This is a genomic window from Vibrio sp. R15-SG3-ISO1A (assembly GCF_059833955.1).
In genome coordinates this window covers 20076-42108 of sequence record NZ_JCBDGH010000076.1, presented here as the reverse complement: position 1 = coordinate 42108, position 22033 = coordinate 20076, and the positions used below count along the sequence as shown (strand labels likewise).

At 50.3% G+C, this 22033-nt stretch carries 26 protein-coding genes and 9 tRNA genes; 10 read left to right on the top strand and 25 right to left on the bottom strand.

Annotated elements, in window-relative coordinates:
- Positions 1 to 13: 13 nt before the first annotated feature.
- From lptB to AC6R0L_RS12795, 6 genes are all read right to left on the bottom strand, one after another.
- Positions 14 to 739, bottom strand: coding sequence for an LPS export ABC transporter ATP-binding protein (gene lptB / locus AC6R0L_RS12820; protein ID WP_500627773.1), 726 nt, complete (start codon positions 737 to 739; stop codon positions 14 to 16).
- Between the two features lie 120 nt (positions 740 to 859).
- Positions 860 to 1357, bottom strand: a complete 498-nt coding sequence (gene lptA / locus AC6R0L_RS12815) for a lipopolysaccharide transport periplasmic protein LptA (RefSeq protein ID WP_334553465.1) — start codon at positions 1355 to 1357, stop codon at positions 860 to 862.
- On the bottom strand, positions 1338 to 1901 hold the full coding sequence (lptC, locus tag AC6R0L_RS12810) for an LPS export ABC transporter periplasmic protein LptC (protein ID WP_500627771.1): 564 nt from the start codon (positions 1899 to 1901) through the stop codon (positions 1338 to 1340). Before lptC ends, lptA begins: the two co-directional genes overlap by 20 nt.
- Positions 1898 to 2455, bottom strand: coding sequence for a 3-deoxy-manno-octulosonate-8-phosphatase KdsC (gene kdsC / locus AC6R0L_RS12805; RefSeq protein ID WP_500627770.1), 558 nt, complete (start codon positions 2453 to 2455; stop codon positions 1898 to 1900). Before kdsC ends, lptC begins: the two co-directional genes overlap by 4 nt.
- Positions 2455 to 3420: a KpsF/GutQ family sugar-phosphate isomerase gene (locus tag AC6R0L_RS12800; protein WP_500629348.1), complete on the bottom strand. Its 966-nt coding sequence runs from the start codon at positions 3418 to 3420 to the stop codon at positions 2455 to 2457. Before AC6R0L_RS12800 ends, kdsC begins: the two co-directional genes overlap by 1 nt.
- Before the next feature lie 16 nt (positions 3421 to 3436).
- Entirely contained in the window at positions 3437 to 4402 is a 966-nt protein-coding gene (locus tag AC6R0L_RS12795; RefSeq protein WP_500629347.1) for a calcium/sodium antiporter, read from the bottom strand.
- A gap of 241 nt (positions 4403 to 4643) precedes the next feature.
- Between AC6R0L_RS12795 and mlaF the strand changes: the two genes are divergently transcribed.
- The 8 genes from mlaF to AC6R0L_RS12755 all read left to right on the top strand — a co-directional run bounded on the left by mlaF (position 4644) and on the right by AC6R0L_RS12755 (position 10078).
- On the top strand, positions 4644 to 5441 hold the full coding sequence (gene mlaF / locus AC6R0L_RS12790) for a phospholipid ABC transporter ATP-binding protein MlaF (protein ID WP_334553473.1): 798 nt from the start codon (positions 4644 to 4646) through the stop codon (positions 5439 to 5441).
- Complete coding sequence (gene mlaE, locus AC6R0L_RS12785) at positions 5441 to 6229, top strand: lipid asymmetry maintenance ABC transporter permease subunit MlaE (protein ID WP_334553475.1); 789 nt, start codon at positions 5441 to 5443, stop codon at positions 6227 to 6229. The genes mlaF and mlaE overlap by 1 nt, the downstream gene beginning before the upstream one ends.
- A gap of 2 nt (positions 6230 to 6231) precedes the next feature.
- Entirely contained in the window at positions 6232 to 6720 is a 489-nt protein-coding gene (gene mlaD, locus AC6R0L_RS12780; RefSeq protein ID WP_500629346.1) for an outer membrane lipid asymmetry maintenance protein MlaD, read from the top strand.
- Between the two features lie 10 nt (positions 6721 to 6730).
- The gene (locus AC6R0L_RS12775; RefSeq protein ID WP_500629345.1) at positions 6731 to 7369 is read left to right on the top strand and encodes an ABC transporter substrate-binding protein; all 639 of its coding nucleotides are present in this window, start codon (positions 6731 to 6733) and stop codon (positions 7367 to 7369) included.
- Positions 7369 to 7677 (top strand): STAS domain-containing protein, encoded by a 309-nt coding sequence (locus AC6R0L_RS12770; RefSeq protein WP_500629344.1) that lies wholly within the window; start codon positions 7369 to 7371, stop codon positions 7675 to 7677. Before AC6R0L_RS12775 ends, AC6R0L_RS12770 begins: the two co-directional genes overlap by 1 nt.
- Positions 7678 to 7691: 14 nt before the next feature.
- On the top strand, positions 7692 to 7946 hold the full coding sequence (ibaG, locus tag AC6R0L_RS12765) for a BolA family iron metabolism protein IbaG (RefSeq protein WP_487903523.1): 255 nt from the start codon (positions 7692 to 7694) through the stop codon (positions 7944 to 7946).
- A gap of 9 nt (positions 7947 to 7955) precedes the next feature.
- On the top strand, positions 7956 to 9215 hold the full coding sequence (gene murA, locus AC6R0L_RS12760) for a UDP-N-acetylglucosamine 1-carboxyvinyltransferase (protein WP_500629343.1): 1260 nt from the start codon (positions 7956 to 7958) through the stop codon (positions 9213 to 9215).
- A gap of 122 nt (positions 9216 to 9337) precedes the next feature.
- Entirely contained in the window at positions 9338 to 10078 is a 741-nt protein-coding gene (locus AC6R0L_RS12755) for a 1-acylglycerol-3-phosphate O-acyltransferase (protein WP_487903521.1), read from the top strand.
- A 113-nt stretch (positions 10079 to 10191) separates the two neighbouring features.
- Here the strand turns inward: AC6R0L_RS12755 and AC6R0L_RS12750 are convergent.
- The 13 genes from AC6R0L_RS12750 to mutY all read right to left on the bottom strand — a co-directional run bounded on the left by AC6R0L_RS12750 (position 10192) and on the right by mutY (position 15940).
- Positions 10192 to 10267, bottom strand: a tRNA-Asn gene (locus tag AC6R0L_RS12750).
- Between the two features lie 45 nt (positions 10268 to 10312).
- Positions 10313 to 10388 (bottom strand) — tRNA-Thr (locus AC6R0L_RS12745).
- 33 nt (positions 10389 to 10421) lie between these two features.
- A tRNA-Asn gene (locus tag AC6R0L_RS12740) sits at positions 10422 to 10497 on the bottom strand.
- 27 nt (positions 10498 to 10524) lie between these two features.
- Positions 10525 to 10600, bottom strand: a tRNA-Thr gene (locus AC6R0L_RS12735).
- Positions 10601 to 10654: 54 nt separating this feature from the next.
- A tRNA-Phe gene (locus tag AC6R0L_RS12730) sits at positions 10655 to 10730 on the bottom strand.
- 220 nt (positions 10731 to 10950) lie between these two features.
- Positions 10951 to 12576: a methyl-accepting chemotaxis protein gene (locus AC6R0L_RS12725; RefSeq protein WP_500629342.1), complete on the bottom strand. Its 1626-nt coding sequence runs from the start codon at positions 12574 to 12576 to the stop codon at positions 10951 to 10953.
- 197 nt (positions 12577 to 12773) lie between these two features.
- A tRNA-Asn gene (locus AC6R0L_RS12720) sits at positions 12774 to 12849 on the bottom strand.
- A 38-nt stretch (positions 12850 to 12887) separates the two neighbouring features.
- A tRNA-Phe gene (locus AC6R0L_RS12715) sits at positions 12888 to 12963 on the bottom strand.
- Between the two features lie 7 nt (positions 12964 to 12970).
- Positions 12971 to 13046 (bottom strand) — tRNA-Thr (locus AC6R0L_RS12710).
- A gap of 160 nt (positions 13047 to 13206) precedes the next feature.
- Positions 13207 to 13282 (bottom strand) — tRNA-Phe (locus tag AC6R0L_RS12705).
- A gap of 103 nt (positions 13283 to 13385) precedes the next feature.
- The gene (gene mltC / locus AC6R0L_RS12700) at positions 13386 to 14540 is read right to left on the bottom strand and encodes a membrane-bound lytic murein transglycosylase MltC (RefSeq protein ID WP_500629341.1); all 1155 of its coding nucleotides are present in this window, start codon (positions 14538 to 14540) and stop codon (positions 13386 to 13388) included.
- Positions 14541 to 14594: 54 nt separating this feature from the next.
- Positions 14595 to 14867 carry an oxidative damage protection protein gene (locus tag AC6R0L_RS12695; protein WP_138971437.1) on the bottom strand — a complete coding sequence of 91 codons (273 nt, stop codon included), beginning with the start codon at positions 14865 to 14867 and terminating at the stop codon, positions 14595 to 14597.
- Positions 14864 to 15940 carry an A/G-specific adenine glycosylase gene (gene mutY, locus AC6R0L_RS12690; protein ID WP_500629340.1) on the bottom strand — a complete coding sequence of 359 codons (1077 nt, stop codon included), beginning with the start codon at positions 15938 to 15940 and terminating at the stop codon, positions 14864 to 14866. Before mutY ends, AC6R0L_RS12695 begins: the two co-directional genes overlap by 4 nt.
- Before the next feature lie 228 nt (positions 15941 to 16168).
- Between mutY and trmB the strand changes: the two genes are divergently transcribed.
- Both trmB and glsB read left to right on the top strand, forming a co-directional pair.
- Positions 16169 to 16888 carry a tRNA (guanosine(46)-N7)-methyltransferase TrmB gene (trmB, locus tag AC6R0L_RS12685; RefSeq protein ID WP_334568334.1) on the top strand — a complete coding sequence of 240 codons (720 nt, stop codon included), beginning with the start codon at positions 16169 to 16171 and terminating at the stop codon, positions 16886 to 16888.
- A gap of 77 nt (positions 16889 to 16965) precedes the next feature.
- A complete protein-coding gene (glsB, locus tag AC6R0L_RS12680; protein WP_334568335.1) occupies positions 16966 to 17886 on the top strand; it encodes a glutaminase B in 921 nt (306 codons plus the stop codon).
- A 52-nt stretch (positions 17887 to 17938) separates the two neighbouring features.
- Here the strand turns inward: glsB and hemW are convergent, their stop codons facing one another.
- From hemW to proC, 6 genes are all read right to left on the bottom strand, one after another.
- On the bottom strand, positions 17939 to 19117 hold the full coding sequence (gene hemW, locus AC6R0L_RS12675; RefSeq protein WP_500629339.1) for a radical SAM family heme chaperone HemW: 1179 nt from the start codon (positions 19115 to 19117) through the stop codon (positions 17939 to 17941).
- A gap of 18 nt (positions 19118 to 19135) precedes the next feature.
- The gene (locus AC6R0L_RS12670) at positions 19136 to 19735 is read right to left on the bottom strand and encodes an XTP/dITP diphosphatase (RefSeq protein ID WP_500629338.1); all 600 of its coding nucleotides are present in this window, start codon (positions 19733 to 19735) and stop codon (positions 19136 to 19138) included.
- A 24-nt stretch (positions 19736 to 19759) separates the two neighbouring features.
- Positions 19760 to 20191: a DUF4426 domain-containing protein gene (locus tag AC6R0L_RS12665; RefSeq protein WP_500629337.1), complete on the bottom strand. Its 432-nt coding sequence runs from the start codon at positions 20189 to 20191 to the stop codon at positions 19760 to 19762.
- Positions 20192 to 20286: 95 nt separating this feature from the next.
- Positions 20287 to 20577: a DUF167 family protein YggU gene (gene yggU, locus AC6R0L_RS12660; protein WP_334568338.1), complete on the bottom strand. Its 291-nt coding sequence runs from the start codon at positions 20575 to 20577 to the stop codon at positions 20287 to 20289.
- Complete coding sequence (locus AC6R0L_RS12655; RefSeq protein ID WP_500629336.1) at positions 20577 to 21134, bottom strand: YggT family protein; 558 nt, start codon at positions 21132 to 21134, stop codon at positions 20577 to 20579. The genes yggU and AC6R0L_RS12655 overlap by 1 nt, the downstream gene beginning before the upstream one ends.
- 50 nt (positions 21135 to 21184) lie before the next feature.
- Positions 21185 to 22003 (bottom strand): pyrroline-5-carboxylate reductase, encoded by an 819-nt coding sequence (proC, locus tag AC6R0L_RS12650; RefSeq protein ID WP_500629335.1) that lies wholly within the window; start codon positions 22001 to 22003, stop codon positions 21185 to 21187.
- Positions 22004 to 22033 lie beyond the last annotated feature (30 nt).

Below are 22033 nucleotides of genomic sequence, written 5' to 3'. Positions count from 1 at the left end.
TTACTTACTGTAATCATAGACGGAATTGTTCACCAAGATAAACTTGTTTCACCTGCTCGTTGTTCAACACTTCGCTCGGTGTGCCCTCTGCAATCAGATGGCCTTGGCTAACGATGTATGCCTTTTCACACACATCCAGTGTTTCGCGAACGTTGTGGTCAGTGATCAAGACACCGAGACCTCTATCCCTGAGGTGTTCAATGATTTTCTTGATGTCGATAACGGAAATGGGGTCGACCCCAGCAAAGGGTTCATCCAACAAAATGAACTGTGGATTAGCCGCTAATGCCCGCGCGATTTCAACTCGGCGACGTTCTCCCCCTGATAATGCCATACCCGCACTGTGTCGAATGTGCTGAATGTGGAATTCTTCAAGTAAATCTTCTAAGCGGTCTTGGCGCTGCTCACGGGTCAACTCTTCACGTGTCTCGAGTACCGCCATGATGTTGTCCTCGACCGACAACTTACGAAAAATCGACGCTTCTTGAGGCAAGTAACCAATGCCCATGCGAGAGCGGCTGTGCATCGGCAAAATACTGATGTCGTTGCCATCAATGCTGATGGAGCCTTCGTCACGAGCCACTAACCCCACGATCATGTAGAAGGAGGTGGTTTTACCCGCGCCGTTCGGGCCGAGCAACCCGACGATTTGGCCTGATTCGACTTGCAGGCTGACGTCTGTCACGACGGTTCGATTGCCGTAGGTTTTCGCTAAGTTTTGCGCTTTTAATATCGCCATAATTTTTTGTGTCGCTATGGTTTCGTATCGCTGTAGTTACTTATCGATATAGTTACGTATCGATGTAGCTACGTTTCGCTTTAGTGATGCTTTCGCGAGTGATCGCGACGTTTTAGCTCGTTACTCTTGTACCGCTTGTGGCTGTAGAACCGTCGACACGCGATCGCCTTTCTCTTTGCCGTCTGCAATCAACTTCTGTGAAGAAATTTTATAGCGAATTTGGTTGCCGCGAATCACGCTGTCGTCTTGAGATAGCATCGCTTGGTCAATCATCGTCAGTTGATCATCGACCATCTTGTAATAGAGTTCTTTCGCTTCACCGTAAAGGGTTTTGCCATCATCGGTCAACTGGGAAAAGGTCGCTAAATTCCCATACCCTTCAATCTCTTGAATGGAACCATCAGCAGGGTCTCGAGTCACCACCACTTTATCAGCGTTGATATTGATGCTGCCTTGCTTGAGCTTCACATCGCCGAGGAAGGTGACTTGGTTGCTCTGCATGTCCAGCTGTTGGCTGTCAGAGTCAATGTATACGGGCTGATCTCGGTCGGTTGAGAGGGCCATGGCGTTGCTTGTCAGTAACAAGCAGGAAATCAGACTAAGGTGTGAGAGTTTCATATCTACCTTGTACGTGTTTGTAGAGGGTTGCGTTGTTATCTGCAAAGTTGCCTTTCATGGCTTGCCCTACTGTTTCAAACTGTGGGCCGACTAAAGTGACTTGGTTGTCAGCCCAAAAATCTCGGTTGTCCAATTGAATACTCATGGTGTCAGTGGACAGAGTGTCAAAGCCAGAATCTGGCAATAAGTTGGTGGTCAGAACGTCTTCATACAGAGTCAATACATGATCTTTGGTGAGGACACCACGTTTTGCGGTGACTTCCCACTCTTGCACTGTGCCGTCTCGATAGACTTTTAGCACAGGGCTTTGAAAAACGGTATCGCCGCTTTGCGCGAAGTGATCCAAATGAGCAGACGTGATCACATAGCTGCGAACCCCTTGTTCATTGTATGAGGTGTTTTCTAAGCCTTGACCACTGAACATGGGCAGTTCTGTGTCCGGATCAACTTGAATATCATAACTTTGCTGCTTGTTGATCAGAGTGTAAGCACTGATGGCGACAACAAGTAGCAAGAGTAGATAGCCAATACGGGTTAGTGTCATATACTCAAACCTTTGTGAGTATCCAGTTCATCGCGTGCTTGGAGGATCAGGTCGCACACCTCACGCACGGCGCCATGTCCGCCACGAATAGCCGTGACATAATTGGCGCGCTGAGCCAACAATGGGTGACCATCCGCCACGCACACTTTGAGCGCGACTTTATCCATAACTGGCCAATCAATCAAATCATCACCAATGTAGCCAGTATGCTCAGGTGCAATGTTGAGCTTGTCGCAAATGTCTTGGTATGCCTTAAGTTTGTCATCTTGGCCTTGATAGATTAGCGTAATTCCCAGCGCTTTCATGCGATTTTCGACAATCGCAGAGCGGCGCCCAGTAATAATGGCAATCTCAATGCCTGCATTCATCAAGGACTTGACGCCATAGCCATCGCGAGTGTGAAAGGTTTTGAGTTCTTCGCCCTGATTACCCATGTAAATCAGGCCGTCAGAAAACACCCCATCGACATCGCAAATAAGCAGTTTAATCTGTTTGGCAATCGCAAACAGATTCGGTTCCACGGGTTGGTAAAGAGTGTCAATCATCGCAGACATTACATCACTCCCGCTTTCAATAAATCGTGCATATTCAGTGCGCCCACGACGCGTTGTTCTTGACATAAAATCAGGCCATTGATGCTTTTGTTTTGCATCAAAGCCAGACCTTCTGCGGCCAGAATGTCCGGGCTGGCAGTCGTTGGGTGCGTGGTCATGACATCACCGATTAACGCGGTGTGGATATCAATACGTTTATCGAGAATACGACGTAAATCACCATCGGTGAAAATACCGACCAGTTTTTGCGCTTCATCGACCACGGCCGTCATGCCCAGCCCTTTCTCGCTGATGACCAAGAGTGCATCGCGAATCACTGTGGTTGGCGTCACCAAAGGCAGTTGTTCACCGGTGTGCATGATGTCTGACAGCTTCAGCAGTAGCTTACGACCTAAAGCGCCGCCCGGGTGGGAGAGCGCAAAATCTTCGGCGGTAAAGCCGCGTGCTTGGAGCATGGCAACCGCCAGTGCATCACCCATCACCAGCGTTGCCGTGGTGCTTGAGGTAGGCGCCAGGCCTAGTGGGCAGGCTTCTTTGGGCACCGTGATTTGCAAATGCAAATCAGACAGCTTCGCCATGTTGGATTCTGGCTTGCCGGTCATGCTGATGATTTTGATATTTAGGCGCTTAAGCACTGGGAAAAGGCCCAAGATTTCTGAAGATTCGCCGGAATTTGAAATAGCCAGCACGATATCATTTGGATCAATCATGCCGAGATCTCCATGCGCGGCTTCGCCTGGGTGGACGAAAAACGCCGATGTGCCTGTGCTTGCCAGCGTGGCGGCAATTTTATTGCCAATATGGCCTGATTTGCCAATCCCCATTACGACCACTTTGCCATCGAGGTTATTCAAAATGAGATCGCACGCCTTGGCAAAATCGTCATTGAAGTATTGGTCGAGCTGCTTGAGTGCATCAATTTCAGTGTTCAGCACCTCGAGCGCGGCGCTGCGGTAGTCGTACATACAAAACTCCAAAAGGTTAAGCGGCCATATTCATCACGAGATAGGTTTGGTAGGCGATAAAGCAGAAAAACAGCACGCCACCTTCTAATCGATTGATGCTGCGTGATCTACCCAGCGCCATCGCGACCAATAAGAGTGATACGCCGAGCATGACCCAAAAATCACGTCCCATCGCATACTCGCTGAGCATGGATGGGTTAAGAATGCCAGGGATGCCCATTACCGCAAGAATATTGAATACGTTTGAGCCGATGATGTTACCGACCGCCATGTCATCTTCCCCTTTCATGACGCCAGCCAGTGAGGCGGCGAGCTCAGGAAGACTGGTTCCGACAGCAATGATGGTCAGGCCGATGACCAGATCGCTCATGCCAAAGTATTGGGCGATGACCACCGCGTTATCGACCAAAGTGTCGGCAGCGATGGGCAGCAAAATTAAACCGACCACGACCCAGATGCCCGCTTTGAGGTTACTGACCCCTTCAGGCACTTCAGACTCTTGCTCTGCCAGTAGTGCGTCACCTTTTTGCTTTTCGCTGCGGCTTATTTGCAACATCGCCACAATAAAGGCAGCAAACAGCACAAACAGCAGTGCGCCTTCATAAAAGCCTAAATGGTTATCCCAGAGCAGGACACCCGCTAGGACGGTAACGCCCACCATCAGTGGTAACTCACGTCGAATAACGGCTGAGCTGATGGAGAGAGGTTTAATGAGCGCTGTGATGCCGAGAATCAGTGCGATGTTGGCGATATTCGAGCCAAGTACGTTGCCCACCGCGGTGTCGGTTTTACCTTCAAGGGCGGCGGTTGCAGAGACCATCATTTCTGGTGCTGAGGAGCCCATCGCCAAGATTGTCATACCGATAACCAACGGAGAAATACCGAAGTTTCGAGCCAGCGCGGCGGAGCCAAACACCAGTTTGTCCGCACTCCAAACAAGCAACACTAACCCGACGATGAGAAACGCAATCGCTTCAAGCATGATAATCCCTAAACAGTAGACAACGTGAGAATTTAACCGTCAATTTTGACGCTTTGCCGTTTAAAAGGGAAGCGGTAAAAGGAGAATTTTCATGTTCATTTTGTTGTGAAATTCGTAATTTAATTATTTTTGTCGTTAAATTAATAAAGAAAGAGTCACTCACAATTCACGCTGTGTGGCTTTAAATTCGTCATTAATCTGCTTATGATTGCGCATCAATAGGGATATCAACGGGTTCGTTATGCCAGAAGAAGATTTGGTTACTATCCAGAAGCTTACCTTCTCTCGAGGGACGCGCAAGATCTTCGACAATGTCGATCTCAGCGTGCCGAAAGGCAAGGTCACAGCCATTATGGGCCCATCAGGGATTGGTAAAACGACCTTACTCAGGTTGATCGGCGGTCAACTCTACCCAGACAGCGGTGAGGTGTGGTTTGACGGTCACAATATTCCTACCCTGAGTCGCAACAAGCTCTATCGAGAGCGTAAAAAGATGAGCATGCTGTTTCAATCGGGCGCACTGTTCACCGACTTAACCGTGTTTGACAACGTGGCATTTCCGCTGCGTGAACATACCGAACTCGACGAAGCCATGATTCGCACTTTGGTGCTGCTCAAGCTAGAAGCTGTTGGCCTGCGCGGGGCCGCTGAGTTAATGCCAAGCGAGCTCTCCGGTGGGATGGCACGCCGCGCTGCGCTGGCTCGCGCTATTGCGCTAGACCCAGAGCTCATCATGTTTGATGAGCCTTTTGTTGGTCAAGATCCAATCACCATGGGCGTGCTGGTGGAGCTGATTCGCAGTCTTAACCACGCACTTGGGATCACCGCCATTGTAGTCTCACACGATGTCCCTGAGGTGATGAGCATTGCTGATAAGGTGTACTTAATGGCCAATGGGCAAGTGATTGCATCAGGCTCGCCGCAGCAACTGCGTGATAATCCGGATCCACAAGTGCAGCAGTTTCTGCTTGGCCAGGCCGATGGCCCTGTGCCGTTTCGTTATCCCTCTCAACCCATCGCAAAGGAGCTGTTCTCCTAATGTCGGATTTGGTCAATGTCATCGCTCATATCGGGCAACGCAGCTTAGCCATCGCGAGTGCCTTTGGTCGCTCGAGTTTGATGTTGGCGGGCGCGATCATCGCTCGCCCTCAGCCCGTCAAACACTTGCCGTTGTTGGTTAAGCAGCTTTATAGCGTCGGTGTGCAATCGCTGATCATTATTGTCTTGTCGGGGCTATTTATCGGCATGGTACTGAGTTTGCAGGGCTACGTTATCTTGGTGGATTTTGGCGCGGAGGGCGCACTTGGCCAGATGGTGGCGTTGTCGCTACTGCGAGAGCTTGGCCCTGTGGTGACGGCGCTGCTGTTTGCCGGGCGAGCGGGCTCCGCATTGACCGCAGAGATCGGTTTGATGAAAGCCACCGAGCAATTATCGAGCATGGAAATGATGGCGGTCGATCCGCTGAAACGAGTGATTGCGCCACGCTTTTGGGCCGGGGTGATTTCTATGCCGCTGCTGACGATGATATTTATGGCGGTTGGCATCTGGGGCGGGCAACTGGTCGGCGTTGATTGGAAAGGAATTGATCACGGCAGCTTTTGGTCAGCGATGCAGGCGTCGGTTGAGTTAGGTCAAGACATAGGTAACAGCTTCATTAAAAGTTTTGTATTCGCTATCACAGTGACCTGGATAGCGCTGTTTAATGGCTATGATGCCGTGCCGACTTCGGCCGGGATCAGCCAGGCGACGACACGCACCGTCGTGCACTCTTCACTCGCGGTACTGGGGCTAGACTTCGTACTCACCGCCTTGATGTTTGGGAATTAATCATGCAACAAACACGAAAGACAGAATTATGGGTCGGCAGCTTTGTCCTTGCCGGAATTTGCGCAATCTTAGTGATGATTTTTCAAGTCGCTGACGTTAAAGGACTCGGTTCTGGTGACACTTACACGCTCAAAGCGGAGTTTGACAACATCGGCAGCTTGAAGGTGCGCTCGCCGGTGAAAGTGGGCGGGGTAGTGATAGGACGCGTGGCGAAAATTGAGCTTAACCCTGAGTCACTGCTGCCGGTGGTGACCTTGTCGATTAGCCGCCAGTTTGACCAGTTTCCGGAAACCTCGAGCCTTAAAATTCTCACCTCTGGTCTGATTGGCGAACAGTACATTGGTTTGACGCCTGGATTTGTCTTTGATGATGAGCAGATGCTGGTGGACGGCGATTATATTGAAGACACCAAGTCAGCGTTGGTATTGGAAGATTTGATTGGCCAAGTGCTGTATAGCTTTGGCAGTGACTCTGACCAACAGGCAGAGTAAGGAGAAAAGGATGTTTAGAAAGTTAGTGCTTACTCTCGTATTGGTTATTGCCAGTGTTTCGGTTGGAGCAAAAGAGGTCAACAGGCAAGACCCGTATCAAATGATGGTTCAGGTATCGGATCAAACCTTTGCGCGTCTCAAAGCGGAGCAGGCGCAAATTCAGCAAGAGCCAGAAAGATTGAAGCTCATCGTAGAACAAGAGTTGATGCCGTATGTGGATGAAAAATACGCGGCGCTCAAGCTACTCGGACCAAATTTAAAAGGGGCGAAGCGTGAGGACGTATTGGTGTTTATCGACGCTTTTCGCGCTTATATTGTCGCCTCTTACGCTCAAGTGCTGACCCAATACACTGACCAGACGATTGAATTTGAACCTGAAGGTCGTGTGGATGACAGCCGCACCATTACTGGCGTGAAGCTCGACATCATTGATTCGCCAAGACCGAACATCAAGCTTGAGTTCAAATTGCGTAAAGACAAATCGAGTGGTGAGTGGAGTGCCTTTGACATGATTGCAGAAGGCATCAGCATGCTGTCGAGCAAGCAATCGGAGTGGAGTGGCAAGCTGCGCCAAGAAGGGATTCTTGCGGTCGCACAGGAGCTGCAAATACTGGCGAAAACGCCGATTCGCTACGAGAACAAGTCGTAATGAGCGGGGCGACATGGCAGTCGTTGTCCGCTGAATGCTGTGAACTGTCTGGTCATTTGGATAGAGACAGCGTACCTGCACTTTGGCGCACATTGCAGCAGTGGCAACCTCAAGCGCAGAACGTAGAATGGTCATTAAAAGCGGTTAATCGTATCGATTCTGCCGGAATGGTGATGCTAATTCACCTAATTGAGCATGCAAAAAAACAAAACTGTCATATAATGCTCAGCTTCGTACCAGTGGAACTCAATACCCTTTTTCAATTGAGTAATATCCGCAAGGAGCTGGCTGGACACATTAAAAATTAATACCGGGGTGGATCGTGGATAGCGCACAAGTACAACAGATTTTAAATAACGCACTAAACCTGGAAGAAATACACGTTAAAGGAGAGGGCAGCCACTATGAAGTGGTGGCCGTTGATGCGTGTTTTGATGGCATGAGCCGCGTTAAAAAACAGCAGCTAATTTATGCTCCTCTCATGGAATACATCCAAAGAAATGACATTCACGCTGTTTCTATCAAAGCCTTTACGCCGCAAGAGTGGGCTCGTGATAAGAAGTTGATGTCACTATAAGGTTTAGTCATGGAAAAGTTTCGAGTAACGGGGTCTAAGCAACCTCTCGTTGGTGAAGTCACCATTTCAGGCGCCAAGAACGCGGCTTTGCCGATTTTGTTTGCCTCTATTTTGGCCGAGGAGCCTGTTGAAGTATCGAATGTACCCAAGTTACGTGACATCGATACTACTATGGAGCTGCTTAAGCGCCTCGGCGCTAAGGTTGAGCGCAATGGCAGTGTCCATGTTGACCCAAGCTGCATCACAGAGTACTGCGCGCCATATGACTTGGTGAAAACCATGCGCGCATCGATTTGGGCGCTTGGCCCGCTGGTGGCACGTTTTGGTCAAGGCCAAGTTTCGCTGCCTGGTGGCTGTGCAATTGGTGCTCGTCCTGTGGATTTGCATATCCACGGTTTAGAACAACTAGGCGCAACGATCACTCTAGAAGACGGCTACGTGAAAGCGCACGTCGATGGTCGCCTTAAAGGCGCTCATATCGTGATGGATAAAGTGAGCGTAGGCGCAACCATCACCATCATGTGCGCTGCGACGTTGGCAGATGGCAAAACCGTATTGGATAATGCCGCGCGTGAACCAGAGATTGTTGATACGGCTGAGTTTTTGAATAAGCTGGGCGCAAAAATTTCTGGTGCAGGTACGGACACCATCACGATTGAAGGGGTTGAGCGCTTAGGTGGCGGTCAGCACTCTGTGGTAGCCGATCGCATTGAAACGGGGACCTTCCTTGTGGCTGCCGCCGTATCGGGCGGCAAAGTGGTGTGTCGCAACACCAATGCGCATCTGCTTGAAGCGGTGCTGGCGAAACTGGAAGAGGCAGGGGCCTTGGTTGAAACGGGAGACGATTGGATCTCCGTGGATATGACTGGGCGCGAGCTTAAAGCCGTGTCGATTCGCACTGCACCACACCCAGGTTTTCCAACCGACATGCAGGCGCAGTTCACTTTGCTGAACATGATGGCGAAAGGTGGTGGTGTGATCACGGAAACCATCTTTGAAAACCGCTTTATGCATGTGCCTGAATTAATGCGTATGGGCGCGAAAGCTGAGATCGAAGGCAATACTGTTATTTGCGGTGATGTGACCTCGCTGAGCGGCGCTCAAGTGATGGCGACGGATCTGCGCGCTTCCGCCAGTCTGGTGATCGCCGGCTGCATTGCCCAAGGCGAAACCATCGTTGACCGTATTTACCACATCGATCGTGGTTACGACAAAATCGAAGACAAGTTGACAGCGCTCGGCGCCAAGATTGAGCGCTTTCGCGATTAACGCCTTGTCATAGTCTCTTGCCGACAATAGTAAGCCGAAACGGGAGTTTCGGCTTTTTTATAAGGGTGAGATCAGTTAGAGTCGAGCTAGTTTTTAGTTCATAGTGTTCTTGGAGAACCACAATGATTGCACTACTTCGTGTATTGGCTGTTGCGCTTTTTGCAATTGTTATGTTTATTTTTGGTTGCGGCTATTGCTTGTTAAGCCCTCGCAACCCTAAACATGTTTTCACCTTCGGTCGCCTGTTTGGCAAAATGTCGAGTGTGTTTGGTATCAAGCTAGAACTGCGCATTCCAGACGATGCCTACCAACGCGGTCAACATATCTACATTGCCAACCACCAGAACAACTGGGATTTGTTCACTGTCTCTTCGGCGGTGACACCAAAAGTGGTTACTGTGGGTAAAAAGAGCCTCGCGTGGATGCCACTGTTTGGTCAGCTTTACTGGTTGACCGGTAATATCCTGATTGACCGTGCGAACCGCTCGAAAGCGAAAGGTACCATTGATCAAGTGGTCGATAGCATGAACAGTAGCGATGTCTCTGTATGGATGTTCCCTGAAGGAACGCGCTCACGTGGCCGTGGCTTACTGCCATTTAAAACCGGTGCCTTTCACGCCGCTGTGGGAGCGAAATTACCGATCATTCCTATTGTGTGCAGCTCAACCAGTGGCTTGAAGCTCAATCGTTGGAACAACGGTCATGTCATTGTAGAAATGCTGCCACCGGTCTCTACCGAAGGGTATGGCAAAGAGAATGTACGTGAATTGGCAACGCTATGCCGCGAGCAGATGGCGAAAAAGCTAGAAGAGCTCGATAATGAAGTGGCGATGCTGAATCAGCAAGAGGGCGTGAAAGCCTAATTCAACCCACGACCGCAAAACCGAATATGAGCAGTGACCTAGAGTTGCTGCTTTTTTTTGTTTGATTTATAGAAACACAAAAAAAGCCAAGTCTTTCGACTTGGCTTTAAAAGTGGCTCCTCCTGCTGGGCTCGAACCAGCGACCTGCGGATTAACAGTCCGTCGCTCTACCAACTGAGCTAAGGAGGAATTATCTTTTTACGTTTCTTTATGAACAGAGCTCTAATAAAGAAATGGTGCCGACTACCGGAATCGAACTGGTGACCTACTGATTACAAGTCAGTTGCTCTACCTACTGAGCTAAGTCGGCGCCGGATTAACAAGCTACGCTCGTTAATGATATTGGCTCCTCCTGCTGGGCTCGAACCAGCGACCTGCGGATTAACAGTCCGTCGCTCTACCAACTGAGCTAAGGAGGAATTATCTCGTTTGCGATAAAGAATAAATGGTGCCGACTACCGGAATCGAACTGGTGACCTACTGATTACAAGTCAGTTGCTCTACCTACTGAGCTAAGTCGGCACACTGTATTCTTTGCGCTATGCTGATGTTTAATGACACCAACAAAATAAATTGTGGTGCCCGGAGGCGGAATCGAACCACCGACACGAGGATTTTCAATCCTCTGCTCTACCGACTGAGCTATCCGGGCGACGGGGTGTATTAAAAGACTTTTCGTGTTTGAGGTCAACATCAAATTGCAAAAAAAATATCGTTTGTTGCTTTTCTATACTTAGTGGGCTGTTTTTGCCCATTTTGCTGATTTGAACCATAACGCTTGGCGTATAAAGCCGGGTGGAAAAGAACAAAGAGTGATAACAGAGAGGAAAAAGCACGCGGTAAAGCGTGCTTTTTGTTACTTATCGTATGGATTAGTGTTTAACGTTAAACTTGCTTACCCAAGTTTCAAGCTCATTGGCCAGTTTACTTAGGCTTTGCGTACTGTTGTGGCTTTGTGTGACGACATCCGCCAATTGGTTGCCGCTGTGTTCGATCATATTAATACGCTTGGAAATATCGTCGCTGACTTGAGTTTGCTCCGCCGCCGCTGTGGCGATTTGGTGGCTCATCTGAGTAATCGACTCCAACGCCACAACAATTTGCTCGAGCGCCTGAGAGGCATTTTGCGACTCAACCACCGTACTTTCACTTGTTGCGGCGCAAACATCCATGGTTTGAATCGCGTTGCGTGACCCTTGCTGCAAGTTGCTGATCATATGTTGAATTTCTTTGGTGCTCGCTTGCGTGCGTCCGGCAAGATTGCGTACTTCATCTGCAACGACCGCAAATCCACGGCCCTGTTCGCCCGCTCGTGCCGCTTCAATCGCGGCATTGAGCGCCAGTAAGTTAGTCTGCTCGGCGATATCACCAATCACATCCAACACTTTTACGATGTTGTTGACATCATTATCCAGATCGGCAACCGCTTGGCTGGCAGTGGCAAGTTGATTGGCCAGTCCTTGGATGTTATCCACGGTATTGTGAATAAGCTGCTGGGTGTGCAGGCTTTGCTGATCCGCTTGATGGGTGTTTTCTGCGGTGTCACTGGCGGAATCGGCCACATTGTTGGCAGAGGAGGCCATTTCGGTCATTGCGGTCGCGATCATTGCGGTGGATTGCTGCTGGGTATCGGTCAATTGAGCGATGCTGGCTGAGCGCTCTTCGACTTGCGCCAGTTCACCACGGAGCGCTAGCATGGAGTGCTCCATATTGGCGACCATTTTCGCTAGCGACAAGCTCATCTGTTGTACCGCGTGGTAGATGCTGCCTTGTGGCGCTGGATTGGCAAATGAGGTTTGAATCTCACCATTGGCGACCGCTTGTACCGCTCGTTTCACTTCTTGCGGCTCACCACCGAGCAGCGACAGCATCGCGCGAATTGCCCAGAGTAAAATCGCCGCAATCAGCGAAGCGATGATAAGACAGAGCGCCAGTTGCCATTGAGCGGTTGACCAAAAACGGTCGTTCACTTCATCAAAGCCGATCCCGGTACCGACAACCCAACCCCAACGCGGCGTTTTTTGCGCGATGGAGAGTTTATTTTCTATGGTGCCATCTACTGAGGTTCCACTCCATTCGTACTCGGCGATACCACGAGGATTTTGCGCGATCGCTCGAAGTAAGATATCGCCAACACTCTTGCCGTGACCATCTTTAAAGTCATGGAAACTGGTGCCGTGCAGTTGAGGATCGAGCGGTGTCGCGACAAACATCATCTTCTCGTCTGCCACATAGACATACTCATTGTCTTTGTAGATGTTATTGCGCAGTAGGCGAGTGGCGAGGGCTTTGGCTTGCTCTTCTTCAAGCGTGCCGTCGGCCGCCATCTTTTCCACTTGGGTTAATATGCTGTAGGCACTGCGAAACAGTTCGGTGACGCGAGCTTTATTGTCGAGATTGCTGGCGACTCTTAGTGTCCAAAGTCCGGTGGCACTTAGCGCCAGTAGGGCAATGAGGATAATTCCCGATAATAAATAAGCTTGTGTTTTTAATTTCATAGAAGGGTGTTCTCAACAGTGTTGCGCTGGATTGTCGTCAGTCGACGGCTGGGGTTGTCACATTAGTGTCATATTAATCGAGGGTAAAGAGACAAGATATTGTCGGATTTTCAAACTGAGAGGAGGATTAAATTTTCGATTAAAAATAAGTGGACAGATAACAAAAAAGCCCCAGTCTTTCGACTGAGGCTCTGATGTGGCTCCTCCTGCTGGGCTCGAACCAGCGACCTGCGGATTAACAGTCCGTCGCTCTACCAACTGAGCTAAGGAGGAATTATTCGTGTATCGCGTATAAACATGACACCAAATAATGGTGCCTCGAGGCGGAATCGAACCACCGACACGAGGATTTTCAATCCTCTGCTCTACCGACTGAGCTATCGAGGCAAAAGAATGGTGCCGACTACCGGAATCGAACTGGTGACCTACTGATTACAAGTCAGTTGCTCTACCTACTGAGCTAAGTCGGCACACTGTATTCTTTGTGCTTTGTTGATGTTTAATTATCTTAGACGCCAACAATCAAATTGTGGTGCCCGGAGATGGAATCGAACGCGGACGGCCAGTTGACCGACACATAATTGCAGAGCAATTATCTTTGCATTCGTCTTACTTCAAACACCTTAAATATGGTGCCCGGAGGCGGAATCGAACCACCGACACGAGGATTTTCAATCCTCTGCTCTACCGACTGAGCTATCCGGGCGACGGAGCGCTATTAAACGGATTTTCCGTCTTCGCGTCAACTTGTTTTTGGAAAAAAAAACAAAAAAGTGGTTAAGTGCCGACAATTTAGCCGTTTTGGTACATTAGGTACTCCCCGAGTTAAAGGCTTTTTTGAAATTTGTTACTTTCTCTAGGTAACGACGCGCTTCTGCGTTGGGATGCTTTTTCGTCAGCGCCCAGTAGACCTGATTTGGCTGTAGGGCATTGAGATCACGCATCGCCCGTTTCCTGTCGTTGCGATCAAAAGTGTTGAGTACGCCCCCGGTGCCACCGTTGTAGGCAGAAATCATGCTGTATTCGAGCGATGTCGGGTGGCGAACGTCTTTCAAGTAACGATTTTTTAGAATGTAGAAGTAGGCGGTACCCGTATCTATGTTGTTTTCAGGATTAAACAGATACTCCGGCGTCGGTTGGCCGGATTTCTTTTTCACCAGTTGAAACACATCGCGCCCTGCAGTTTTCGGCACGACCTGCATCAGGCCATACGCGTTGGCCCAACTCACCGCATAAGGATTAAAGCTACTTTCGGTTTTAATGATGGCGTAGATAAGATCTTCTGGAATGTCATATTTTTTCGATGCGCGGCGGACAATATCGGCGTACTGATAGCTGCGGATCTCGATTTGCTCTTCCACCATTGGAATTTCAACGTAGTAAGCTTTTTTGAAGTCGACATCTTTCACTTTCAGGTGATTGGCAATGAGGTAATCGGCGAAGCGATTAGCGCGCCATGACCACTGAATGGCTTTGTTGTCTTGGTCGACCACTTGGCGATAAAGAAACGGCTGACCTTCGAGTTTGATCCCTTTAGAGGAGAAGAGATCGACGTTCGCGGGATCATCGGGCGTGAGCAGTGTGGTGACGATGGCGTTTTTTAAGTGGCCTTTAGGATCGGTTGGAGAGACGGTTTCAACCGTGATCAGTCCTTTATCGAAGTTCACTTCTGAACGACTTAGATAGTTGTCGATGTATTTGACGTAGTTACTTTTACCGGCGAATTTGACTTCCGCGCGGCCCCAGCGTTTTTCGATGTTGCCAGAGAAACTGGATATGAGCGACTCCAGTGCGGCGGTGTCTTTCTCAAATTGACCAGGCAACTCAGCCAGATTTTTGGCGAAACGGTTGGTGGGCTCGTAGTTGACGTCATAAAGGCTTTCAACAAATTCGCGGCTACAACCCGTTAAGACCACGGCTAGGCTCAAGGATATAACTGGGCCAAAGTAAGCTAACTTCTTCATATCTCTCTCAAAAAAAGACACCCGCTCTTAATGGGGTGTCTTTAAAGGCTGCGGTTATTCGCTCGGTGGCGTGTATCCCTCGATATGGACCTCTTTGCCTTCAAACAGGAAGTTGACCATCTCGGTTTCGATCAATTTACGGTGCTCAGGATCCATCATGTTGAGCTTCTTTTCATTGATCAGCATGGTTTGTTTGTGTTGCCACTGCGCCCATGCTTCTTTTGAGATGTTGTCAAAAATACGTTTACCTAGTTCGCCTGGGTAGAGCTGGAAATCCAGTCCATCGGCTTCTTTTTGTAGTCGAGCACAAAATACCGTGCGGCTCATAACGACTCCTTTGATCGAATGCTGCGTAGTTCTGACGGTAAGCTCTCCAGCAATTGCTTCACGGGAGCGGCCAAACCGACTTCTACAGGTTGGGATAAGTTATACCAAAGACCTTTGCTGCCTTCCATTATCCTATCGGGTTGCTTTGATACGTCTACCAAAATTGGCGTGATATCGAGGTGATAGTGACTGAAGGTGTGGCGAAACGCGATCAGTGGTTGTTGGTCGACAATGCTGCTTGGCAGCACGCCTCGGGTGTCGAGTGATGGTTCGATAGCAGCGTTGTGGTGTTCAGGAAAACAGTACAAACCGCCCCAAATGCCCGACTGTGGGCGCTGCTCGAGCCACACCTGTTGGTCGTGATGCAAGATCACAAACCAGGTCTCTTTGACCGGTTTCTCTTTCTTCGGCTTTTTGCCCGGGTAATCCAGCGGATTACCCTGTTTGTAGGCCGCGCAGAAGGTGGAGACAGGGCAGAGTGAACATTTTGGCTTGCTGCGCGTGCAGACCATCGCGCCCATGTCCATCATGGCTTGGTTGTACTTGTCGACGTCGCGGCTTGGTGTGTGTTCACAGGCAAAGGACCAGAGCTGATTTTCGACCCGTTTTTGCCCCGGCCAACCTTCTACGGCAAAACAGCGTGCGAGAGTGCGTTTGACGTTGCCATCTAAGATCGCATGTGGCTGTTTGTACACAGAGGACAAAATCGCCGCCGCAGTGGAGCGGCCAATGCCGGGTAGGGCGTTGAGTTGTTCAATCTGTTGTGGAAACTCGCCTTGGTACTGGTCACGAACGATTTGAGCAGCTTTGTGCAAATTGCGCGCTCTGGCGTAATAGCCGAGCCCAGTCCATAGATGCAGCACTTCGTCTTGCGGCGCATCAGCAAGCGCGGTCACCGTCGGAAAGCGCGCCAAAAAACGCTGGTAATAAGGGATAACCGTAGCGACTTGGGTCTGCTGGAGCATGATCTCCGACAGCCAAACACTGTAGGCGGTTTTATTCTGTTGCCATGGAAGGTTTTTGCGACCATAGGCGTCATACCACTCTAAGATGGCAGTTGCATAAGGCGTCACGACTTGCTCTGTGTTCTATGATTTATGGAGCAAAATTGCACCACAGAACACGCCTTGAGTGCAACCGACAATCTGTAGGGATATGTTGAGCTCATGGTTGAGCTTAGAGTTGTGTTGAGGCGCTTGAGCAATTGTCGCTTTGTGCGCGTAAAACACTTGCACCAGTGGCGATTCTTTGGATAATCACAATCCCTTTGAGGCGAGACCAATTTTTAGACAGGCAGAATCATGAGTGAAGTGACCACCAACGAGTACAACGAAGACGGTAAACTGATACGCAAAGTAAGAAGCTTTGTTCGTCGCGAAGGTCGTTTGACCAAAGGTCAAGAGAATGCGATGAAAGAGTGCTGGCCGACCATGGGCATCGATTACAAAGCGGAGCGACTCAATTGGCGTGAGGTGTTCGGCAATGATAACCCTGTTGTGCTAGAAATTGGTTTTGGCATGGGCGCCTCTTTGGTCGAAATGGCCAAGAATGCCCCTGAAAAGAACTTTATCGGTATTGAAGTACACAGCCCAGGTGTGGGTGCGTGTCTATCGGATGCGCGTGACGCAGGCATCAGCAACCTTCGCGTCATGTGTCACGATGCGGTTGAAGTGTTTGAGCACATGATCCCAGACAGCAGTCTGGCGACGCTGCAACTCTTTTTCCCAGACCCATGGCATAAGAAGCGTCACCATAAGCGCCGTATCGTTCAGCTTGAATTTGCTGAGATGGTGCGCAAAAAGCTAATTGAAGGCGAAGGCATCTTCCATATGGCGACAGATTGGGAAAACTACGCGCAGCACATGATTGAGGTGATGAATCAAGCGCCGGGCTATGAGAATATCGCCACAGAGGGCGATTTTGTTCCTCGTCCTGACGAGCGTCCTCTCACCAAATTTGAAGCCCGAGGCCATCGTTTAGGCCACGGCGTTTGGGACATCAAATATAAGCGCGTTGGCTAATCTAAGCGCCACGTAGAGTCACAAAAGCCGACATGATTCATGTTGGCTTTTTTCGTTGAACTGATTGAGGTTTTGCAATGACACCGACCAATGACATGCTAGCGAGCATTCTCGATGAGGTGCGCCCACTGATTGGCAAGGGCAAGGTCGCTAACTATATTCCCGCGCTGGCGAGAGTGCCTGCAGACAAACTGGGCATGGCCGTTTTCACTAACCAAGGTGAGGTGTTTAAAGCGGGGGATGTCGATGAGCCCTTTTCGATTCAATCGATTTCGAAAGCGCTCAGCTTAACGTTAGCCATGTGTCTCTATCAGCCAGAAGAGATCTGGCGCCGTGTGGGGAAAGAACCGTCTGGTCAGGCGTTCAACTCTTTGATTCAGCTTGAGATGGAGCAGGGTATTCCACGTAACCCGTTTATTAACGCCGGCGCTATTGTGGTGGCGGATCTGCTCAGTTCGCGCCTTTCAGCGCCTAGGCAGAGGCTGCTGGAGTTTGTGCGTCAGTTATCCGGTGATACTCATATTTGCTATGACAAAGTGGTGGCCGCATCAGAGATGATGCACAGTGACCGCAATGCGGCGATCGCGTATTTGATGCGCTCATTTGGCAACTTTGAGAACGAGGTCATCCCGGTGCTGAACAACTATTTTCACGCTTGTGCGTTGAAAATGAGTTGCGTCGACTTGGCGAAAACCTTCAGTTACCTGGCCAACAAAGGCACCTCGGTGCAAACACAAAAGCCGGTCATCACGCCGACACAAACTAAGCAGCTCAATGCGCTACTGGCGACGTGTGGTCTCTATGATGGCGCGGGCGAGTTTGCGTATCGAGTGGGGATGCCGGGTAAATCGGGCGTTGGCGGTGGCATTGTCGCGGTGATTCCTGGTGAGATGACCATCGCTGTGTGGTCACCAGAGCTAGACGCCTCTGGCAACTCACTAGCGGGCACTCGCGCCCTTGAGCTGTTTTCTCAGCGTATCGGGCGCTCTATTTTTTAGTGCTTGCTTTCACTGGTGCTTACTAGGGCGCAGGTTGGCCTGTCGCGCGCCCTTATTCACTCTCATCCATAAACGCTGCGAGCAGGTCATTGAGAAACAATTTGCCTTTCTCGGTGACTTGCCAACTTGTCACGCTTTCATCGATATAGCCTTTTTCAACCGCCCAGTTCATGGTTGGCGCGATCACGTCTAGCGCTAAGCCAGTGGTGTCGATGAAGTCTTGCTTCGGACACGCTTCAAGCAAGCGAAAACGGTTCATAAAGAACTCAAAAGGGCGCTCTTTTTGCTCGACTTGATGCTCATCAGACAGGTAGGGCTTGGTGAGGTTCTGATACGCCGCTAAGTACCCTTTGGGGTGTTTGATTTTCGTGGTCCGCACAATGCGACCATCGGCAAAGCTTATCTTCCCAGCGCTGCCGCAACCAATGCCAAGGTAATCGCCAAAGCGCCAGTAGTTGAGGTTGTGCTGACACTGGTAGCCCGGCTTACTGTAGCCAGAGATTTCATACTGCACGTAGCCTGCTTGAGTGAGCTTTTGATGGCCCAGCTCGAAAATATCCCACAGCGCATCGTCATCCGGCAGTACCGGTGGCTTGGAGTAGAATAGGGTGTTGGGCTCAATCGTCAGCTGATACCAAGAGAGGTGCGGAGGATTGAGCTCGATGGCTTGTTCAAGATCGGACAACGCCTCTTGAACTGACTGATCCGGCAAGCCGTGCATCAAATCGAGATTAAAGCTGTTTAAACCTATGGTATGCGCAAGTTTCGCTGCGTTGACGGCTTCTTGCTCGCCGTGAATGCGGCCCAATCGCTGGAGTTTCTCTGCCGCAAAACTTTGCACGCCAATCGAGATGCGGGTCACTCCTGCAACTTGGTATCCGCCAAAGCGCTCAGCCTCTATCGTGCCAGGGTTGGCTTCCATGGTGATCTCAATGTCATCTTTAAACGCAATGCGCGTACGAATACCAGAGAGCAGGCGCTCAATGCCCTGAGGCGAAATCAAGCTTGGCGTGCCGCCACCGATGAAAATCGAGTGCAAGGGCCGCGGGTTGGCATTGAGCTGGTAGCGCTCAATATCGCTGTCGAGATCCTCAAGCAGGGCATCAATGTATTGCGCTTCAGGAATCGTATCCTTGAGTGCATGGGAGTTAAAATCGCAGTACGGGCACTTTTGTACACACCAAGGGATGTGGACATAGAGACTGAGATTCGGAGGCGTTAGCTTGGTCATGAACGTTGACATGAGCGGTTACAGCGGCTGTTGTGATAGCTGAGCAAAGAGCTGCTTGAGCGCTTTACCTCGGTGCGATAGCTGCTTTTTGCGTGTGGGTTCAAGCTGCGCGCTGGCGCACTGATCTTCTGGAACAAAGAAAATCGGATCGTAGCCAAAGCCATGTTCACCTTGAGGCTCAGTCAAAATGCGCCCTTCCCACACGCCATGACAGACGATCGGAGTCGGATCTTGGTGATGACGCATCAAGACCAAAACACAATGAAAGCGCGCCGTGCGCTGCGCTTCTGGGACATTCTCCATCGCCGCGAGCAGCTTTTCTAAGTTCTGCTGATCGCTGGCACCTTCTCCGGCATAACGCGCAGAATAAATGCCCGGCGCGCCTTGTAGATAATCGACTTCAAGGCCAGAGTCATCGGCAATGGCGGCCAACCCCGTCTCTTTCGCGGCGTGGCGCGCCTTGATGATGGCGTTTTCGATAAAGGTGGTGCCTGTCTCGGCCACTTCTGATACTGCATAGTCACTTTGTGCGACCACATCAAAGCCAAATTCAGACAACAGATCCGCCATTTCGCGGACTTTACCTTGATTGCCCGTGGCTAATACGATTTTCTTCATACTTCTCTCGCTCTCTCTATCGTCTTACTCTTCGACATAAAATTTTTGGCTGAACTTTACTGGTCCTGTGCCTTTAATGCCAGCATTAACATCAATCGTGAACGACAAGGTTTCTTCATTACTGATTGGAAACTCGGCGATATAGTAAATCGCTTCCCCTTCCACTATCTCGCGAAACGCCAATGTTTTGCTTTGGCCAATTAGGTTTTTGGCCTGACCGCTGACCACTGCCTTGATAGCAGGTTTGCCGGCGGCTGAGTTGTCGAGCACACTGATATTGAGGATAGCCGAGTAGCCGTTGCGTTTGAGCTGGTAGCTGCGTGCTACCGCTGGGGTCAAAAAGGTCGAATTGAAGGCGGAGTAGTGCACTTCGATGTCTTTGATGGTTTTGAACTGCTCGGCGGCGCTAGGGAGTGACAGCAGAGCGAGTAGAAATAGGCAAAAGCGAGCTTTCATGAGCATTCCTTTCAATGATTGTTTTTCATGCCTGGTAGACATGATCTCCTTACATGACTAGACAGCATGAGGCTTGAGCGTAAAAGTAAGCCACCCTAGAGGATGGCTTGGATAACTGGCGGTATCTGCTTGGCATCGGCGATGCGCACTTGTTTGTGGCGGCCCAATTCGCCTTTTTCTATCGCCACCATGCCCTTAGCCACTTTGCATTGCTTGGCAAGATATTTGGTGAGATGCGCATTGGCTTTACCGTCTACCGGCGGGGCGGTAATGGCGACTTTTAATTCATCACCATGCACCCCGACGAGACTATCGCGGCTCGCTTTAGGTTGGATATAAAGGCGCAACACCAGATCGCTGCCCTCTAGCCAAGCCGCGAGTGCCATTAGAGCTGATACCAAATAGGGCCAATGATGTCACCCATCAGGAAGTTAGCAAACTGCAGCACGATAAACAGCACCAGTACGCTCAAATCAAAGCCGCCCATGGCTGGAAGAATGCGGCGAATTGGCGCCAACATAGGTTCAGTCAACTGATGGAACACGTACTCAATTGGGCTGCGGCCTTGGCTGACCCAGCTCAAAATCGCGCGGATCAGGAGAACCCAGAACAGTAAGCTGCCTGCGGCTTTGAGCAAAGAGAGCAAGCCAAGGAACAGGAAGTCGGCACTGAAGGTGACGGAGCCGCTTGAGGCAATCAAAATCAACGCGACAAACTTCAAGACGCACAACACGTAAGCAAATAGCACGGTGGCGAGATCAATGCTCCCTACCGATGGGATCACGCGGCGCAGCGGCGCAACGACCGGTTGTGTTGCTTTAACGATAAATTGCGAGAAGGGGTTATAGAAATCGGCACGCGCCGCCTGTAACCAGATCCGCAAAATGACGACCATAATGTAGAGGTCGAACAGTGTGGAAATCAAAAAACTCATTGAATTCATAGGGTAACCTTACTTCGTCGAGCCAAGGCTCGGGCTGTTAAAACAGAACTTTAAAACAGTGTTTCCATCTCTTTCGCACGGCTGACCGCAGCTTGCATTGCTTTGGCTACTATAGCGGAAAGTTGGTGTTCGTTGAATGTACGCAGCGCTTCTGCGGTAGTACCCCCTTTGGAGGTCACCTGCTCGCGCAGTGTCGACAGTTCAATATCTGGGTTGGCGACCACCATCTCAGCCGCGCCCAATGCCGATTGCTGGACGAGCAATCTGGCGGTCTCTTTGTCAAATCCTTGAGCCATCGCCTCTTGCTGCATCGCTTCCATAAATAGGAAGAAGTATGCCGGCGCGCTGCCTGCGGCGGCAATGATGTTGTTGATGCCGGACTCTTGCTCTACCCAGCAGCAGCGGCCCACTGCGCTCATCAGCTGCTCAGCAAAGGCTTTGTCGCTATCACTGACGCTCTCTGGCGCGTAGAGACCGCTCATCCCTTTGCCGAGTTGCGATGGTGTGTTTGGCATAACACGCACCAGTGGCGCCTTTGTGGCGAGCATCTCTTGTAGGCGTTGGCAATGAATGCCTGCGGCAATAGAAATGACCAGTTTGTTGGAAAAGTCGATGCCCTGTAGTGGCTGACAGACCGCTTCCATCATTTGTGGCTTGACCGAAAGAACCACCACATCCGCATCGTTTGCTGCTTGAATATTGTCGCTGGTGGTGTGAATGCCATAGGTCTCTTCCAGTGGCAAGCGGCGCGTGGTTGACGGCGCCGTCGCGGTAATCAGTGAGGCTGGGTAACCATCGGCGACAAGGCCAGCAACGATAGCGCGAACCATATTTCCTGCGCCAATAAAGGCAATCTTCTTCTGTTCCATGGCGGAGTGAATCCTTATCTCTGTGTTATT

Bases quoted from the DNA above. Each gene is read 5' to 3' on its own strand.
- proC (WP_500629335.1), bottom strand. From the start codon at position 22,003: ATGGAACAGAAGAAGATTGCCTTTATTGGCGCAGGAAATATGGTTCGC.
- AC6R0L_RS12665 (WP_500629337.1), bottom strand. From the start codon at position 20,191: ATGAAAGCTCGCTTTTGCCTATTTCTACTCGCTCTGCTGTCACTCCCT.
- AC6R0L_RS12670 (WP_500629338.1), bottom strand. From the start codon at position 19,735: ATGAAGAAAATCGTATTAGCCACGGGCAATCAAGGTAAAGTCCGCGAA.
- lptC (WP_500627771.1), bottom strand. From the start codon at position 1,901: ATGACACTAACCCGTATTGGCTATCTACTCTTGCTACTTGTTGTCGCC.
- AC6R0L_RS12725 (WP_500629342.1), bottom strand. From the start codon at position 12,576: ATGAAATTAAAAACACAAGCTTATTTATTATCGGGAATTATCCTCATT.
- hemW (WP_500629339.1), bottom strand. From the start codon at position 19,117: ATGACCAAGCTAACGCCTCCGAATCTCAGTCTCTATGTCCACATCCCT.
- AC6R0L_RS12775 (WP_500629345.1), top strand. From the start codon at position 6,731: ATGTTTAGAAAGTTAGTGCTTACTCTCGTATTGGTTATTGCCAGTGTT.
- murA (WP_500629343.1), top strand. From the start codon at position 7,956: ATGGAAAAGTTTCGAGTAACGGGGTCTAAGCAACCTCTCGTTGGTGAA.
- mlaE (WP_334553475.1), top strand. From the start codon at position 5,441: ATGTCGGATTTGGTCAATGTCATCGCTCATATCGGGCAACGCAGCTTA.
- mlaD (WP_500629346.1), top strand. From the start codon at position 6,232: ATGCAACAAACACGAAAGACAGAATTATGGGTCGGCAGCTTTGTCCTT.
- glsB (WP_334568335.1), top strand. From the start codon at position 16,966: ATGACACCGACCAATGACATGCTAGCGAGCATTCTCGATGAGGTGCGC.
- lptB (WP_500627773.1), bottom strand. From the start codon at position 739: ATGGCGATATTAAAAGCGCAAAACTTAGCGAAAACCTACGGCAATCGA.
- kdsC (WP_500627770.1), bottom strand. From the start codon at position 2,455: ATGTCTGCGATGATTGACACTCTTTACCAACCCGTGGAACCGAATCTG.
- AC6R0L_RS12800 (WP_500629348.1), bottom strand. From the start codon at position 3,420: ATGTACGACTACCGCAGCGCCGCGCTCGAGGTGCTGAACACTGAAATT.
- AC6R0L_RS12770 (WP_500629344.1), top strand. From the start codon at position 7,369: ATGAGCGGGGCGACATGGCAGTCGTTGTCCGCTGAATGCTGTGAACTG.
- AC6R0L_RS12695 (WP_138971437.1), bottom strand. From the start codon at position 14,867: ATGAGCCGCACGGTATTTTGTGCTCGACTACAAAAAGAAGCCGATGGA.
- mltC (WP_500629341.1), bottom strand. From the start codon at position 14,540: ATGAAGAAGTTAGCTTACTTTGGCCCAGTTATATCCTTGAGCCTAGCC.
- mlaF (WP_334553473.1), top strand. From the start codon at position 4,644: ATGCCAGAAGAAGATTTGGTTACTATCCAGAAGCTTACCTTCTCTCGA.
- AC6R0L_RS12755 (WP_487903521.1), top strand. From the start codon at position 9,338: ATGATTGCACTACTTCGTGTATTGGCTGTTGCGCTTTTTGCAATTGTT.
- lptA (WP_334553465.1), bottom strand. From the start codon at position 1,357: ATGAAACTCTCACACCTTAGTCTGATTTCCTGCTTGTTACTGACAAGC.
- yggU (WP_334568338.1), bottom strand. From the start codon at position 20,577: ATGGCACTCGCGGCTTGGCTAGAGGGCAGCGATCTGGTGTTGCGCCTT.
- AC6R0L_RS12795 (WP_500629347.1), bottom strand. From the start codon at position 4,402: ATGCTTGAAGCGATTGCGTTTCTCATCGTCGGGTTAGTGTTGCTTGTT.
- AC6R0L_RS12655 (WP_500629336.1), bottom strand. From the start codon at position 21,134: ATGAATTCAATGAGTTTTTTGATTTCCACACTGTTCGACCTCTACATT.
- trmB (WP_334568334.1), top strand. From the start codon at position 16,169: ATGAGTGAAGTGACCACCAACGAGTACAACGAAGACGGTAAACTGATA.